Source organism: Campylobacter sp. RKI_CA19_01121 (genome assembly GCF_025771295.1).
Taxonomy (GTDB): Bacteria; Campylobacterota; Campylobacteria; order Campylobacterales; family Campylobacteraceae; genus Campylobacter_D.
On sequence record NZ_JAKMQA010000013.1, the window covers coordinates 21,943 to 36,706 of the forward strand.

The window sequence follows — 14,764 nt, forward strand, 5'->3', positions numbered from 1 at the left end:
AAAATATCACAAACTAAAATTAACAAAAAAATTCAATTTTTTTTTGTTATAATTTATTTAAAAATACACAAGGATGGAAAATGCTTAAAGAACTACTTGAGATAAAAAAAGAAATGGAACCTATAATTCATGATTGTTCAGTAAAAATTCAAGTAGCCGCAAGAGAAGTAATCGTAAGAAAAAGAGAATATGAAATTTATGGACCTATGATAGATAGAGTATATCTTGATAATGCCATTTATATTAAAATTTTTGGTAGTGGGCGTGATACAAAAAGCACAAAAGTAGATATTAAAAACGGCCTATATATGGTGTATGTAGCTCCTGATAAACCAACCAATCAAGAAATCATGAATAAACTAAAAATAGCATTTGAAAGTATAGATAATAAATTCATCTCAAGAATTTTAGAACTCAATAGAAGAATGAAAGAAGTGATTAATAAAACCCAAGCAACCCTAGCAAAAGCATCAAATATGAATGTTTTAATAGAAACTAACCTAGGCGAAGCAAGTGCTGCACATAAGTTTGTAATCACTATCAAATATTTAAAAGATAATCAAAAATTAGAATTAAAAAATTCAAAATCTGCAGGTAGCTTTAGAGATACCAAAAATCACATCAACCTAGTAGTAGAAAAAAGCACTGATTCAGCAGTATGTGAAAAACTTTTACATGATGTTGAAATTTATTTTATAGGAAATGGAAAGTAAAATTACTTTTTCACTCTCAAATTTGCTAAATGCGTCAAAGCCACTGCGATAGCATCTGTGATATCAAGTGGCTTGATATCTTTTGAAATTCCAAGCAATCTTTTCACCATAAAAGCTACTTGTTCTTTAGTAGCTTTTGCTTTACCTGTTACGGTTTTTTTTACTTGCAAAGGTGTGTATTCTGCAAATTCTCCATGGGTTTGTAAGATTTTTAAACTCAAAGCTCCACGAAATTGTGCTAGTTTTAAAACCGTTTTTGGATTATAAGCAAAAAATATATCTTCTATAGCTACCTCATCAAATTGATGATTTTTAAAGATTAAATCAAGTCCTTCACATAATTCTGTGATTTGATACTGCAAATCATTAGGCTTGATTTTAATAAGACCTGCTTCTATGAGTTGATTTTTATTATTAATTCTTTCTACAATAGCGTATCCACAATACCTAGAACCAGGATCTATCCCTAAAACTTTCAAACTTTTCACCTTTTTATTCACATAGATGTGAAATTTAAATTTTTATGTGAATAATTTTAACCATTTTTTATAAAAAATAAGCTAGAATTTTAAGTTTTACATCATAATTTATAAGAAAAATAATGAATATAAAAGATTTTTTACTTGAATTTAAAACTGAAATTAGCAATAACGAATACAATACTTACATTTCTCACTTACAATTTAGTGAAAAATTAAGTAAAAATAATATCTTAATATTTATCGCACCAAATCATTTTTTGGCTAAATTTATACAAACAAAATATGCACAAAAACTAGCTTATTTTTATGAAGTAAAAACAGGAATTAATCCTCAAGTTAAAATCATCACAAATGATCAAAAGGTAGAGAAAAAACATTTTTCTACAGATATTTCACAGATTAAATTTCAAAGTACTATTTTAAACCCTTCTTTTACTTTTGAAAGCTTTGTTGTAGGAGATTCTAATCAATTTGCCTATGCAACCTGCAAAGCCATTACCGATAAAAACAAACTTGGAAAGTTATACAACCCTATCTTTATCTATGGCCCTACAGGACTTGGAAAAACTCACTTGCTCCAAGCTGTCGGAAATGTGTGTTTAGATAATGGATATAAAGTTATTTATGCTACAAGTGATAATTTTATCAATGATTTTACCATGCATTTAAATAACAAAACCATGAATAAATTCCATGAAAAATACAAAAATTGCGATGTTTTACTCATCGATGATGTGCAGTTTTTAGGTAAAACAGACAAAATTCAAGAAGAATTTTTCTTTACTTTTAATGAAATCAAAGAAAAATTTGGACAAATCATCATGACAAGTGACAATCCTCCAAATATGCTAAAGGGCATAACAGAACGCTTAAAAAGCCGTTTTGCAAATGGGATCATCGCAGATATCACTCCACCTCAGCTTGATACAAAAATCGCAATTATCAAGAAAAAATGCGAATTTAATGCTATTTATCTCAAACCTGAAGTCATAAGCTACATCGCTACTTCAATGGGAGATAACATCCGAGAAATAGAAGGCATGATTACAAATTTAAATGCTCAAGCAAGACTTTTTAACCAAGAAATCACTTTAGAAATTGTTAAAAGCTTTATGAAAGATCACATTAAAGAAACAAAAGAAAATATCAGTGTTGAAGACATACTTGCTGATGTTTCAAAAAGCTATAATCTTAAACCTAATGATATAAAATCAAACAAAAAAACACAAAATATCGTTATGGCAAGAAGGGTTGTGATATTTTTAGCAAGAGAGCTAACGACTATGTCTATGCCTCAACTTGCTAGATTTTTTAATATGAAAGATCACACCGCCATTTCACATAATATTAAAAAAATTCAAGAACTAATGAGTGAAAATGAAAACTTAAAAGCCATAGTAGAAGAATTAAGAAATAAAATTTTGACAAAAATAAAAAGCACCCTGTGAATAAAAGTGAAAAACAAAAAATTTTATTCTACGAGTAAAATTTCTATAAAAAAAGACTTTTAAAAAGCATTTCACATTTTCACATTGCCTATTATTATGATAAAATAAATTTAAAAAATAAAGGAAGTAAAAATGAAAATTAGCATTAACAAAAACACTTTAGAATCTGCCATAGTTTTAACTAACTCTTATGTAGATAAAAAAGACTCAAGCAATATCGCTTCTCACTTACTTTTTGAAGTAGTTGAAGATAAATTAATCATAAGAGCAAGTGATTATGAAATAGGTATTAATTATAAAATCAAAAAAATCAAAGTTGAAAGTGCAGGTTTTGCAACTGCTAATGCTAAAAGTATTTTAGATATTATAAAAAGTTTAAATAATGAAGATGTAGTCTTAGAAACCATAGAAAATTTCCTTTTTATTAGACAAAAAGGAACTAAATATAAACTTCCTATGTTTAATTATGAAGATTTTCCAAATTTCCCAAGCACTGAAGGAAAAGATAAATTTGATATTGATTCAAGTGATTTAAGTAGATCTTTGAAAAAAATCCTACCTGCAGTTGATACAAATAATCCAAAGTATTCTTTAAATGGTGCTTTACTTGATATAAAAACTACTCACATTAGTTTCGTAGGAACAGATACAAAACGCTTAGCAGTTTTCACACTAAATAAAACAAATGAAAAAGAATTTAACCTTTGTATTCCTAAAAAAGCTATTTTAGAAATGCAAAAAATCTTTTTTGAAAAAATTGAAATTTATTATGATGAAAATATATTGATTGCAAAAAATGATAATTTTGAATTTTTTACAAAACTTATCAATGATAAATTCCCTGATTATGAAAGAGTAATTCCAAAAAATATCACAAAAGAATTTACTTTTAAAACTGAGGAATTTATGGACGCATTAAAAAAAATCAATGTAATCACTGAAAAAATGAAATTAAATTTCCATAAAGATAAACTTGTATTTGAAGGTATTAGTTTAGATAATATGGAAGCAAAAACTGAACTTGAAATGGAACTTAATATAGATGAAGAATTTAATCTTTGCATTAAAAATAAATTCATCACTGACTTTTTAAATTCTATTGAAAGTGAAACATTCAAACTTAGCATAAATGAACCTCATATGGCATTTTTAGTTTCAAGTAAAGAATTACAAACTGTAATTATGCCAGTTATTTTATAAGGAAAATAAATGCAAGAAAATCAAAATTACGGCGCAGGAAATATTAAAGTTTTAAAAGGCTTAGAAGCTGTTAGAAAACGCCCTGGTATGTATATAGGTGATACCAATATAGGCGGTCTTCATCATATGATTTATGAAGTAGTGGATAATTCTATTGATGAAGCTATGGCAGGTTTTTGTGATACGATTAATGTAGAAATTACCACAGAAGGTTCTTGTATAGTAAGTGATAATGGTAGAGGAATTCCTGTGGGAATTCACCCTACTGAAAATATACCTACTTTAACTGTAGTTTTAACCGTGCTTCATGCAGGTGGAAAATTTGATAAAGATACTTATAAAGTCTCAGGTGGTTTACACGGGGTTGGTGTGAGCGTTGTAAATGCTTTATCAAAAAAATTAGTTGCTACAGTACATAGAGATGGAGAAATTTATCGCCAAGAATTTTCAGAAGGTAAAGTCACAAGTAATTTTGAAACCATAGGTAAAAGTAAAAAAACAGGAACAATCATAGAATTTTGGCCAGATGATCAAATTTTTGAAGTGACTGATTTTGATTATGAAATTTTAGCTAAAAGATTTCGTGAACTTGCATATTTAAATCCAAAAATTACTATAAATTTTAAAGATAACCGCGTAGGAAAAGCAGAAAGTTTTCATTTTGAAGGTGGTATAAGCCAGTTTGTTACAGATTTAAATAAAAAACAAGCTTTAACCAAGGCAATATTTTTCAATGTAGATGAAGAAGATGTAAATGTTGAAGTAGCATTACTTTACAATGATAGTTATAGTGAAAATTTACTTTCTTTTGTAAATAATATCAAAACTCCAGATGGTGGAACGCACGAAGCAGGTTTTAGAATGGGTTTAACTCGTGTTATAAGTAATTACATTGAAGCAAATGCTAGTGCTAGAGAGAAAGACTCTAAAATCACAGGTGATGATGTAAGAGAAGGTTTGATAGCGGTTGTAAGTGTAAAAGTGCCTGAGCCACAATTTGAAGGACAAACTAAAGGAAAATTAGGTTCAAGCTATGTTAGACCTATAGTTTCTAAGGCTTCTTTTGAGTATTTGACAAAATATTTTGAAGAAAATCCTATTGAAGCAAAAGCTATCATGAATAAAGCTTTAATGGCAGCTCGTGGTAGAGAAGCAGCTAAAAAAGCTAGAGAATTAACCCGTAAAAAAGAAAGTTCAAGTGTAGGGACTTTGCCAGGAAAATTAGCTGATTGTCAAAGTAAAGATCCGAGTGAAAGTGAAATTTATTTAGTTGAGGGTGATAGTGCAGGAGGTTCTGCAAAACAAGGTAGAGAAAGAACTTTCCAAGCGATTTTACCTTTAAGAGGTAAAATACTCAACGTAGAAAAAGCAAGACTTGATAAAATTTTAAAAAGTGAACAAATTCAAAATATGATCACAGCCTTTGGTTGTGGGATCGGTGATGAGTTTGATATAGAAAAATTAAGATATCATAAAATTATTATCATGACCGATGCTGATGTAGATGGTTCTCACATACAAACTTTGCTTTTGACATTTTTCTTCCGTTTTATGAATGATCTTGTAACAAATGGACATATTTATTTAGCTCAACCACCTTTATATCGTTATAAAAAAGGTCAGAAAAAAGAAATTTATCTAAAAGATGAAAAAGCTTTAAATGATTATTTGATTGAAACAGGCATAGAAAGTTCTACTTATGAGGGTATAGGATTAAACGATTTAAAAGATTTTCTAAAAATCGTTGCAGCTTATAGAAGTGTTTTAAAAGAATTAGAAAAAAGATTTAATGTAATTTCAGTGATTAGGTATTTGATAGAAAATCCTGATTTGATAAAAGCTTCTAATGAAGAATTATTTAAAATCATAAAAGAATTTTTAGAAAAACAAAATCACAATATCTTAAATTCATATATCAATGAAAATGAAATTCGTGTTTATGTACAAACTGAAAATGGCTTAGAAGAGCTTATCATCAATGATGATTTATTTGCTAATCCTTTATATGAAGAGGCAAATTATATTTATCAAAAAATCAAAGATAGAGATTTAAAATTTGATAAAGATATTTTAGAAATTTTAGATGAAGTTGAAAAAAATGCTAAAAAAGGTGCTTATATACAACGCTATAAAGGTCTTGGTGAGATGAATCCTGAACAACTTTGGGAAACAACTATGGATCCAAGTAATCGTCGTTTGTTAAAGATCACCATAGAAGATGCTCAAAGAGCAAATGATACTTTCAACCTTTTCATGGGAGATGATGTAGAGCCTCGCCGTGAGTACATACAAGCTCATGCTAAAGATGTTAAGCATTTAGATGTTTGATTTTTAAAATGAAAACTTTTTTACAAAATATCCCAAAAGTAGAATTACACTTACACATTGAAGGCTCATTAGAGCCTAAAATGATGTTTGAATTAGCTAAAAGAAATAACATTGTTTTAAAATATAAAAGCGAAGATGAGATAAAAAAAGCTTATGATTTTTCAAATTTACAAGATTTTTTAGATATATATTATCAAGGTGCAAATGTCTTACAAACCAAGCAAGATTTTTATGATTTAACCTTTGCTTATATGAAAAAGTGTAAAGAACAAAATGTAGTTCATACTGAAATTTTCTTTGATCCTCAAACTCATACTACTAGAAATATACCTTTAAAAGATGTTATAGAAGGAATTTGGCAAGCTTTACAAAAAGCAAAAGAAGAATTTGGAATTTCAAGTTTTTTAATCGCTTGTATTTTAAGGCATTTAAGTGAGGATGAGGGTTTAAAAACTTTAGATGAGCTTTGTTTATATAAAGATAAAATCAAAGCCATAGGACTTGATAGTTCTGAAATCAATAATCCTCCTTTTAAATTTAAAAATTTATTTCAAAAAGCTAAAGAAGAAGGTTTTTTGTTAGTTATGCATGCGGGTGAAGAAGGAAGTAGTGAGTATATCAAGCAAGCTTTAGAGCTTGGTGTAAGTAGAATAGATCATGGAATAAGATGTGAAGAAGATTTAGAGCTTGTAAAACAATTAGCAAAAAGTCAAATTCCACTAACAATGTGTCCTTTATCAAATATAAAATTAAAAGTTTTTCAAAATATGCAAGAACATAATATTTTAAAATTTTTAAAACAAAATCTTTGTGTTTGTGTAAATTCAGATGATCCTGCGTATTTTGGTGGATATATCTTAGAAAATTTTATAGCCTTAGATGAAACTTTTAAGCTTAGTAAAGATGAGGTTAAAAAACTTTGTATTAATGCTGTAAATGCTTCTTTTTTACAAAAAACAGAGAAAGAAAAAATTAAAAATTTAATAAAAGAACAAAATTAATTTATAAGGATAAAAAATGAGATATGGCGAAAAAGAAATTAAAGAATTTAGTGTAGAAAATATGGAAGTTTGGCCAAATGATGCTAAAAATGATTATGTGATTAAAATCACTTTGCCTGAATTTATGTGTTGTTGTCCACGTAGTGGATATCCTGATTTTGCTACTATTTACTTAGAATATATTCCAAATAAATTAGTAGTAGAACTTAAAGCAATCAAACTTTATATCAATACCTTTATGTATAGAAATGTTTCACATGAAGCAAGTATTAATGAAATTTACAATACTTTAAAAGAAAAACTTGATCCAAAATGGATAAAAGTAGTAGGTGATTTTAACCCTCGTGGTAATGTGCATACTGTGATTGAATGCAGATCTGACTTAGTAGTGCCACAAAATTAAATTTTTATTAAAAATAAAAGGATATATTAAGTCTTATTTTAAAGGAGGAAAATATGAAATTAAAATTATTTAGTTTAGTTGCAAGTGTTGCTTTGGTTTCAAATTTAGCTTTAGCAGATGAAAATTCAGGTTTACTTTTAGGTATTGATGCGGGATGGTTTCATACTAAGGTAAAATCTGATCTTGATCATAGTAAAACAAAAAATATTAAATATAACGGTGATTTAGAAGGTGATGTTCCTGTTTTTGGTTTAAGAGTTGGTTATCGTTTTAGTGAAAATCATAGACTTTATGGTGCTTATAATTACTCAAGTGAATTTAGTGATGTAATCAATACTACAAGATTAAAAATTGATGGAGAATTTACCACACATAAGTTTTTACTTGGTTATGATTTTACTCCAAAAATTTTTGAAAAAACAAGAGCAGTTTTAGGTGTATATGGTGGTTATGCAAGAACGGATATGACTTTAAAAACAAGCTTTTTATCTTTATCTCAAGACTTTGATGGTTATACTTATGGGGCAAAAATCGGTGCTTTATATGAGTTAAATCAAGCAAACGAAATTGAGTTTGGTTTTAAAGCCGAGCAAACTCATTACAATACAAGAAATTTTTATCAAAGTAAGGTAGGTTCAAACTTTTACGATCCTAAACAAACAAATTATGGTTTATATCTAGGATATACTTATAAATTTTAAGGAGAATATATGCCAAAAGATGCAAATGGAACCGAGCTTAATGCAGGTGATAGTGTAAGTGTTGTGAAAGATTTAAAGGTTAAAGGTGCAAGCACTACTTTAAAGCGTGGCACGACTATAAAAAATATTAAACTTACAAACAAAGACACCGAAATTGAAGCTAAAGTAGATAAATTTGGTGTGATTGTTTTAAAAACTGAATTTCTTAAAAAAATATAAGTAAAAATTCCCAATCAATCTTGGGAATTTTCTTCTTGATAAACACAATGTTTAAAAATAAATTGATGTTCCTCAGGCAAATTTTCAAATAAAGCATTTGCAAGTTGTCTTATCTCCCAAAGGGCTGATTTTGAGCTTCTTAGAGTAATAAAATTTTGCAAACTTCTTGCATTAATCGTTAAAGTTAATTCTGTTTTATAGCTTTCTGGTAAGCAGTATTTTGCTATGTCTAAACTAATGCTATTTTGCAAAATCAAACGCAAATTTTCTAAAGCTTTAATACTTGCATTATCCACTACTTCATTTCCAGTTAATACCAAGTATCTTTTAGCATTTTCAAAGTCATTTTCTTTAAATTCACTTTCATTTCTTAGTTCTTTTAAAGTATATCTTGTGCTTTTTACACTAGGACTAGTGTGGCGGTGTCTTGCAACTTCTTGTAAGCATGCTCTTGAAATACCTTGTATATAAAAAGTATAGTTTAAATGCTCTAAGGTTGAAGCATGTTTAAATTTATTTCCCACTCGATCGATTAATTCTTTATCTTTTTCGCCACCACAATCGCCTTTGTCAAAACTTTGCCAACATGTTCTTGTCGCATGAGAGCATACAGAAAGTGGAGTATGATTTAATAATGTGATTTTCATCAAAAAATTCCTTCAAAAATAATTGAATTTTACACAAATGTTTATAAAAATAAAATTTTTTATTCGTTATAATTTCAAAAAAAGAAATTAAGGTTATTTTATGAAATTAAAACAAACTAAATATATTTTTGTAACCGGTGGTGTTTTAAGCTCATTAGGAAAAGGTATAGCAGCAGCTTCTATAGCTACGATTTTAAAAAATTCAGGTTTAAAAGTAAGTATTTTAAAAGCAGATCCTTATATCAACGTAGATCCTGGTACTATGAGTCCTTTAGAGCATGGAGAAGTATTTGTTACAGATGATGGAGCTGAGACAGATTTAGACTTAGGACATTATGAGAGATTTTTAAATGAGAGCTTATCTCAAGATAATAACTTCACAACAGGTAGAGTTTATCAAAGTGTTATAGAAAAAGAAAGAAGAGGAGATTACTTAGGAAAAACTATACAAGTAATCCCTCATATAGTTGATGAGATAAAAGATCGCATTAAAAAAGCTGGAGTTGATAAAGATATTTTAATCGTTGAAATAGGTGGTACAGTAGGAGATATAGAAGGTTTACCATTTTTAGAAGCCATTAGAGCTTTAAAGCTTGAAGTGGGTAAATACAATGCTATTAATATTCACTTGACTTTAGTGCCATTTATCAAAGCAGCAGGAGAACTTAAAACAAAACCAACTCAACATAGTGTGGGAGAATTACGCCGTATAGGTATAAGCCCTGATATGATCATTTGTAGAAGTGAAAAATCTTTAGATAGAGAGTTAAAAGACAAAATCGCAATTTCATGCGGAGTTGAAAAAAACTGCGTTATAGAAAGTGTGGATGCAGCTAGTATTTATCAAATTCCATTAAATTTTTTAAAACAAGATATTTTAAACTCTATTGCAAGTTTATTAGATCTTCAAAATTTAAAGCCAAATATGAATGAATGGGATTCTTTAGTAAAAAGAGTCATCGCTCCAAGTAATGAACTTAGCATTGCTTTTGTAGGAAAATATGTAGATTTAAAAGAAAGCTATAAAAGTTTAACAGAAGCCATTATCCATGCAGGTGCAGCACTTGATGCGAGAGTAAATTTAAAATGGATCGATAGTGAAAAATTAGAAAATGCAAATATCGAAGAAAGTTTTAAAGATGTAAGTGGGATTTTAGTAGCAGGTGGTTTTGGTTACCGCGGGGTAGAAGGAAAAATCAAAGCCATACAATATGCAAGAGAAAATAAAATTCCATTTTTAGGAATTTGTTTGGGTATGCAGCTTTCTTTAGTGGAATTTGCACGCAATGTTTTAAAACTTGAAGATGCAAATTCTCATGAGTTTAATCCAAATTGTAAAAATCCTATCATCTTTTTGATTGATGAATTTATTGACGCAAGTGGAGAAAAGCAAATTAGAACAAGTAAAACTCCACTTGGTGGAACTATGCGTCTTGGGGCTTATGAGTGTCATATCAAGCCAAATACACTTTTAAGTAAGGTTTATGATAATCAAAAAAGCGTAAAAGAACGCCACCGCCACCGCTATGAAGCAAATCCAAAATACAAAGAAATGTTTGAGAAAAATGGGCTTATTATAAGCGGGGAAAATGAAGGTTTGGTTGAGGCTGTGGAACTTAAAGATCATCCATTTTTCTTAGCAGTGCAGTTTCACCCTGAATTTACTTCACGCTTAGTTAGGGTTAATCCGGCTATTTTTTCTTTTATCAAGGCATCTTTAACAAATCATGCTAAATAAAGCCAAAATAAAAGAAATTTTACACCAGCGTTTTATCAATGATACGCATGTAAAGCTTTGTGATTTACCTATGCCATCTTGTTTAAAAGATGTCTATAAGGGTGCTTTGCGTATCAAAGAAGCGATTGAAAAAAATCAAAAGCTTGCTATTGTTGGAGATTATGATGTAGATGGGGTGATTTCTTGTGTGATTTTATCTGAATTTTTTGATGATATCGGATATGACTATGTGGTAAAAATTCCAAATCGTTTTAAAGATGGATATGGTCTAAATGAAGAAATCATCAATGAACTTGATGGAGTAGATTTAATCATCACTGTAGATAATGGTATAGCAGCATTTGATGCAGCAGAGCTTTGTTTGCAAAAAGGAATTGATTTAATCATTACCGATCATCATATGCCTTCAACTACTTTACCAAAAGCTTATGCGATTATTAATCCTAAACAACAAGATTGCGATTTTCCTGATATTGAAATTTGTGGGGCTCAAGTGGCTTGGTATTTAGTCGCTGCGATAAAAGAAGTATGTAAGATTAATTATAATATGTGTAAATTTATAGAACTTTTATCTATCGCAATTATCGCAGATATGATGGAGCTTAGAGATTTAAACAGAGCCTTAGTTAGAAAAGGTATAGAGTGTATTAATGATTCAAAACGAGTAGCATTTAAAGCGATTAAGCAGTATTTTGGTAAGGATAAATTTGAACTTGATAATATCAGCTTTTTAATCGCACCTTTGATTAATAGTGCAGGTAGAATGGATGATGCGATTATTTCTTACAAATTTTTACATTCTAAAAATATTGATGAGGTTATGGGCTATTTAGAGCAAATCATTACTTATAATAATAGCCGTAAAGATGAAGAACGTGAGCTTTTTAAGCAGTGTTTAGAACAAGTTGATGAAAATGATCCTGTGATTATTGTCAATGGCCAAAATTGGCACGAGGGTGTTTTGGGCATAGTTGCAAGTCGTTTGGCAAAGCATTTTAACAAACCTGCCTTTGTTTTTTCAGAATGTGAGCAAAAGGCTAAAGCTAGCGTTAGAAGTGTGGGTAGGATAGATATTTTAAATGTTATAGAACAAGCTAAAGAATTTGTTTTAAGCTATGGCGGACATAAAGGTGCAGCTGGAGTTTTAGTAGAGCTTGAAAAATTTGGTGTTTTTAAAAGCAGGCTTTATGAAATTTGTCAAAATATCCCTAAAGATGACTTTTATAATGCTGATGAGATTTTGGGTAGTATTGATCCAAATGAAGTTGATTTTGAACTTTTAGAGATATTAGAATTTTTTGAGCCTTTTGGGCATAAAAATCCAAGGCCATATTTTAAATTTGACAAGCTTTTTGTAAAAAATAAAAGAAAGCTAGGTAAAGATGAAAATCATATGAAGCTTATTTTAACTCAAGGAAATAAAACTCTAGAAGCTTTGTTTTTTAACTTTGACTATGAGCCAGAGCTTGGAGAAAGCATTGATCTTATAGCTAGTGTTTCTAAAAATAATTTTAGAGGATTAATCACTCCACAACTTACTATAAAAGAAATTCTTAGATAATTCATTAACTTAGCTACATAGTTTTTATTTATAAATTTGCTATAGTATAAGTACTTTAAAGGAGTAAAATGTTAAAAAAATTTTTATTATTAGTAGTATTTTTTAATTTTACTTTTGCTTTTGATACCAAAATTTTTATAGGCGATACTTATATACCTGAAGATTTTTATAAGTACGATAAAGACTTTAAAACTGCAGCTAGAAAGTACAATATACCGACGGCTTTACTCAAAGCCATAGCTTTAACAGAAAATGCAGCTTATAAGCATAATATCACTAGCAAAAATAAAAATCAAACAAGAGATTATGGCTTAATGCAAATCAATAGCATTCATTTAAAACGCTATGGGATTAGTGAGAGTGAGATTGTAAAAGCTAGTGTAAATATCGACATAGCCGCAAGATTACTTCATGAGATTATACAAAAACATGGCTTTAGTTGGAATGCCATTGGAAGGTATCATTCAGCAAATGATAAATATAAAAATATTTGGCTTGATAAAGTGATGAAAAATTTAGTTGCTATAGTTTTAAAAGATAGTAAAGATCTTTTTATAATGGAAAAATTCAGAGCTTTTAAACTTGCTTCTCTTTTGATAAATGTAGATAAAAAACGCTACAAAATTATACTAGCATGTGGTAGATATTAATACATTGTTTATTTGTATGTTATGTTAAACTTTTTATAAACAACTTTAATATATAATTCCAAACTTCAAAATATTATTAATTTCTAAAGGAGTTTTAATGTTAAATTTTATGGGGGGGGGGAATTGAGAATTCTCAATCAAGCATATCCTCTTTAAAAACATCAAACAATATTTCTTTTACTAAGAAAACCTTCTTATCTTTAGCAACTATATCTTTTTTAGCAACTTGTGCTAATGCTAGTATAACAACTATAGGTGATAAAGCTTCTAATGGTAGTATTACTATCACTAAAGCTAAAAGCACTACAAACAATAACAACAAACAAGTAAAAAATTCTAAAAGTATTAGTGGTGGTAATTGTAGTAGCAGTAGTAATTGTACTATAAGTAGCTCTACTACTAGTGGTGTTACTATAAGTGGAAATGGTAATAACTCATTAACTATTACAAGTGAAGGTAGTGTTATTCCTAATAGCAACCATGCTGTGGAAATTAAAGATAGTGCTACTAATGTAACTATTAATAATGCAGGTACTATTAAAGGTAATGGTGGTGGAAGACATGGTATAGAAATATGGGGAACTTCTACTGTAGATAATATTACTAATACAGGAACAATTGATAGTGGTAGTGGTTCAGGACTTAGCGTAACTAATAATAGTACTTTAAAAAATTTAGAAAATAGTGGGACTATTAAAGGTATTAAAGTTGATAATGGTGGTAAATTAGGAATACTTAACAACACTGGAGATATCAATAATATTAATGTTAGTAATGGTAGTAAAATAAATAGTATTAACAATCAAGGGGGCACGGGGAATATAAGTGTCACTAATGGAACTATTGATAATATTAACAATATAGGTACTATATCTAATATTAGCTTATTTTCTAATAGTACAAGTAATAAAACAAATATAAAAAATTTTACCAATAATGGTGTTGTTTCAACGCTCTCTTTATCAACTGGACATTGGAGTGCAGGTCAAAATACAATAGAAACTATTATTAATAATAATATTATTAATAAAATTGAAATTAAAACGAGTTCAACTATAGAAAATTTAAGTAATAATGGAACTATTTTTTCTAATACAGATGGTATTTATATGGTAGAAGAAAATAATTTTATACCAACAATTTCTACACTAAACAATACTAACTTAATTGGTGGTAATAGTAATGGCATTAATATCAGTGAAGGTGGAACGATTAAAAATTTACACAACAAAGGAACTATTATTGGTAAAAATAATGATGGTATTTCTTTCACTTATTATAATACCGGAAATCCTTATAAATCTAAAATGGAATTGCTAGATAACAACGAAGGGGTAATTATAGGTGCTCAAAATGGTATCAATTTAAGCGATAAGGGTAATAGTGTAACTCTAGAAATTGGTACTATAATAAACAAGGGTAGTATTATAGGTCAAAAAGGTAATGGTTTATATATTGGAAATAAAAATAGCCAACAAATCAAAGACTACATCAAACTAGATGGCTCTAATGCTCTTATAGCAGGTGGCACAGCAGGTATATACAATAAAGGAACCATAGGTGTAAATAATAATGGAAAATCTGTAAATAATGGCAATGTAATCGACTTGCAAAATGGTGCCACCATAGCAGCATTAACTTTTAGTGAAGATGGAAACTCTTACACTTACAAC

Annotated in this window: 15 protein-coding genes; 12 read left to right on the forward strand and 3 right to left on the reverse strand. The window is 28.9% G+C overall.

What is annotated here, in order from left to right:
* The first annotated feature begins 80 nt into the window (after positions 1-80).
* Positions 81-713, forward strand: a complete 633-nt coding sequence (locus tag L8T90_RS07195; protein WP_039668996.1) for a hypothetical protein — start codon at positions 81-83, stop codon at positions 711-713.
* Positions 714-715: 2 nt separating this feature from the next.
* Here the strand turns inward: L8T90_RS07195 and ruvC are convergent, their stop codons facing one another.
* Positions 716-1,192, reverse strand: coding sequence for a crossover junction endodeoxyribonuclease RuvC (gene ruvC, locus L8T90_RS07200; protein WP_039619511.1), 477 nt, complete (start codon positions 1,190-1,192; stop codon positions 716-718).
* Positions 1,193-1,314: 122 nt separating this feature from the next.
* Here ruvC and dnaA point away from each other — a divergent pair, with 122 nt between their 5' ends.
* The 7 genes from dnaA to L8T90_RS07235 all read left to right on the forward strand — a co-directional run bounded on the left by dnaA (position 1,315) and on the right by L8T90_RS07235 (position 8,495).
* Positions 1,315-2,643, forward strand: a complete 1,329-nt coding sequence (gene dnaA, locus L8T90_RS07205) for a chromosomal replication initiator protein DnaA (protein ID WP_263737105.1) — start codon at positions 1,315-1,317, stop codon at positions 2,641-2,643.
* Between the two features lie 132 nt (positions 2,644-2,775).
* Complete coding sequence (gene dnaN, locus L8T90_RS07210; protein WP_263737106.1) at positions 2,776-3,843, forward strand: DNA polymerase III subunit beta; 1,068 nt, start codon at positions 2,776-2,778, stop codon at positions 3,841-3,843.
* Positions 3,844-3,852: 9 nt separating this feature from the next.
* Positions 3,853-6,171, forward strand: coding sequence for a DNA topoisomerase (ATP-hydrolyzing) subunit B (gene gyrB, locus L8T90_RS07215; protein WP_214115516.1), 2,319 nt, complete (start codon positions 3,853-3,855; stop codon positions 6,169-6,171).
* 8 nt (positions 6,172-6,179) lie between these two features.
* Positions 6,180-7,172, forward strand: coding sequence for an adenosine deaminase (locus L8T90_RS07220; protein WP_263737107.1), 993 nt, complete (start codon positions 6,180-6,182; stop codon positions 7,170-7,172).
* Between the two features lie 16 nt (positions 7,173-7,188).
* Positions 7,189-7,575: a preQ(1) synthase gene (queF, locus tag L8T90_RS07225; RefSeq protein ID WP_039617048.1), complete on the forward strand. Its 387-nt coding sequence runs from the start codon at positions 7,189-7,191 to the stop codon at positions 7,573-7,575.
* Between the two features lie 53 nt (positions 7,576-7,628).
* Positions 7,629-8,276 (forward strand): porin family protein, encoded by a 648-nt coding sequence (locus tag L8T90_RS07230; RefSeq protein ID WP_263737108.1) that lies wholly within the window; start codon positions 7,629-7,631, stop codon positions 8,274-8,276.
* Between the two features lie 9 nt (positions 8,277-8,285).
* Positions 8,286-8,495, forward strand: a complete 210-nt coding sequence (locus L8T90_RS07235; protein ID WP_039617052.1) for an alkylphosphonate utilization protein — start codon at positions 8,286-8,288, stop codon at positions 8,493-8,495.
* A gap of 14 nt (positions 8,496-8,509) precedes the next feature.
* Here the strand turns inward: L8T90_RS07235 and thyX are convergent, their stop codons facing one another.
* Positions 8,510-9,142 (reverse strand): FAD-dependent thymidylate synthase, encoded by a 633-nt coding sequence (gene thyX / locus L8T90_RS07240; RefSeq protein ID WP_039617054.1) that lies wholly within the window; start codon positions 9,140-9,142, stop codon positions 8,510-8,512.
* Positions 9,143-9,242: 100 nt separating this feature from the next.
* Here thyX and L8T90_RS07245 point away from each other — a divergent pair, with 100 nt between their 5' ends.
* From L8T90_RS07245 to L8T90_RS07255, 3 genes are all read left to right on the forward strand, one after another.
* Positions 9,243-10,880, forward strand: coding sequence for a CTP synthase (locus L8T90_RS07245; protein ID WP_087699096.1), 1,638 nt, complete (start codon positions 9,243-9,245; stop codon positions 10,878-10,880).
* Positions 10,870-12,441, forward strand: coding sequence for a single-stranded-DNA-specific exonuclease RecJ (gene recJ, locus L8T90_RS07250; RefSeq protein WP_263737109.1), 1,572 nt, complete (start codon positions 10,870-10,872; stop codon positions 12,439-12,441). Before L8T90_RS07245 ends, recJ begins: the two co-directional genes overlap by 11 nt.
* Before the next feature lie 68 nt (positions 12,442-12,509).
* The gene (locus tag L8T90_RS07255; protein WP_263737110.1) at positions 12,510-13,091 is read left to right on the forward strand and encodes a lytic transglycosylase domain-containing protein; all 582 of its coding nucleotides are present in this window, start codon (positions 12,510-12,512) and stop codon (positions 13,089-13,091) included.
* A gap of 133 nt (positions 13,092-13,224) precedes the next feature.
* Here the strand turns inward: L8T90_RS07255 and L8T90_RS07260 are convergent, their stop codons facing one another.
* Entirely contained in the window at positions 13,225-13,380 is a 156-nt protein-coding gene (locus L8T90_RS07260; protein ID WP_263737111.1) for a hypothetical protein, read from the reverse strand.
* Between the two features lie 196 nt (positions 13,381-13,576).
* On the opposite strand from L8T90_RS07260, the gene L8T90_RS07265 reads away from it, so the two are divergent.
* A partial coding sequence (locus tag L8T90_RS07265; protein ID WP_263737112.1) for a hypothetical protein occupies positions 13,577-14,764 on the forward strand: 1,188 nt, incomplete at its 3' end.

Coding starts and splice junctions, on each gene's coding strand:
- L8T90_RS07195 (WP_039668996.1), top strand. CDS start 81: ATGCTTAAAGAACTACTTGAGATAAAAAAAGAAATGGAACCTATAATT.
- dnaA (WP_263737105.1), top strand. CDS start 1,315: ATGAATATAAAAGATTTTTTACTTGAATTTAAAACTGAAATTAGCAAT.
- dnaN (WP_263737106.1), top strand. CDS start 2,776: ATGAAAATTAGCATTAACAAAAACACTTTAGAATCTGCCATAGTTTTA.
- gyrB (WP_214115516.1), top strand. CDS start 3,853: ATGCAAGAAAATCAAAATTACGGCGCAGGAAATATTAAAGTTTTAAAA.
- L8T90_RS07220 (WP_263737107.1), top strand. CDS start 6,180: ATGAAAACTTTTTTACAAAATATCCCAAAAGTAGAATTACACTTACAC.
- queF (WP_039617048.1), top strand. CDS start 7,189: ATGAGATATGGCGAAAAAGAAATTAAAGAATTTAGTGTAGAAAATATG.
- L8T90_RS07230 (WP_263737108.1), top strand. CDS start 7,629: ATGAAATTAAAATTATTTAGTTTAGTTGCAAGTGTTGCTTTGGTTTCA.
- L8T90_RS07235 (WP_039617052.1), top strand. CDS start 8,286: ATGCCAAAAGATGCAAATGGAACCGAGCTTAATGCAGGTGATAGTGTA.
- thyX (WP_039617054.1), bottom strand. CDS start 9,142: ATGAAAATCACATTATTAAATCATACTCCACTTTCTGTATGCTCTCAT.
- L8T90_RS07245 (WP_087699096.1), top strand. CDS start 9,243: ATGAAATTAAAACAAACTAAATATATTTTTGTAACCGGTGGTGTTTTA.
- recJ (WP_263737109.1), top strand. CDS start 10,870: ATGCTAAATAAAGCCAAAATAAAAGAAATTTTACACCAGCGTTTTATC.
- L8T90_RS07255 (WP_263737110.1), top strand. CDS start 12,510: ATGTTAAAAAAATTTTTATTATTAGTAGTATTTTTTAATTTTACTTTT.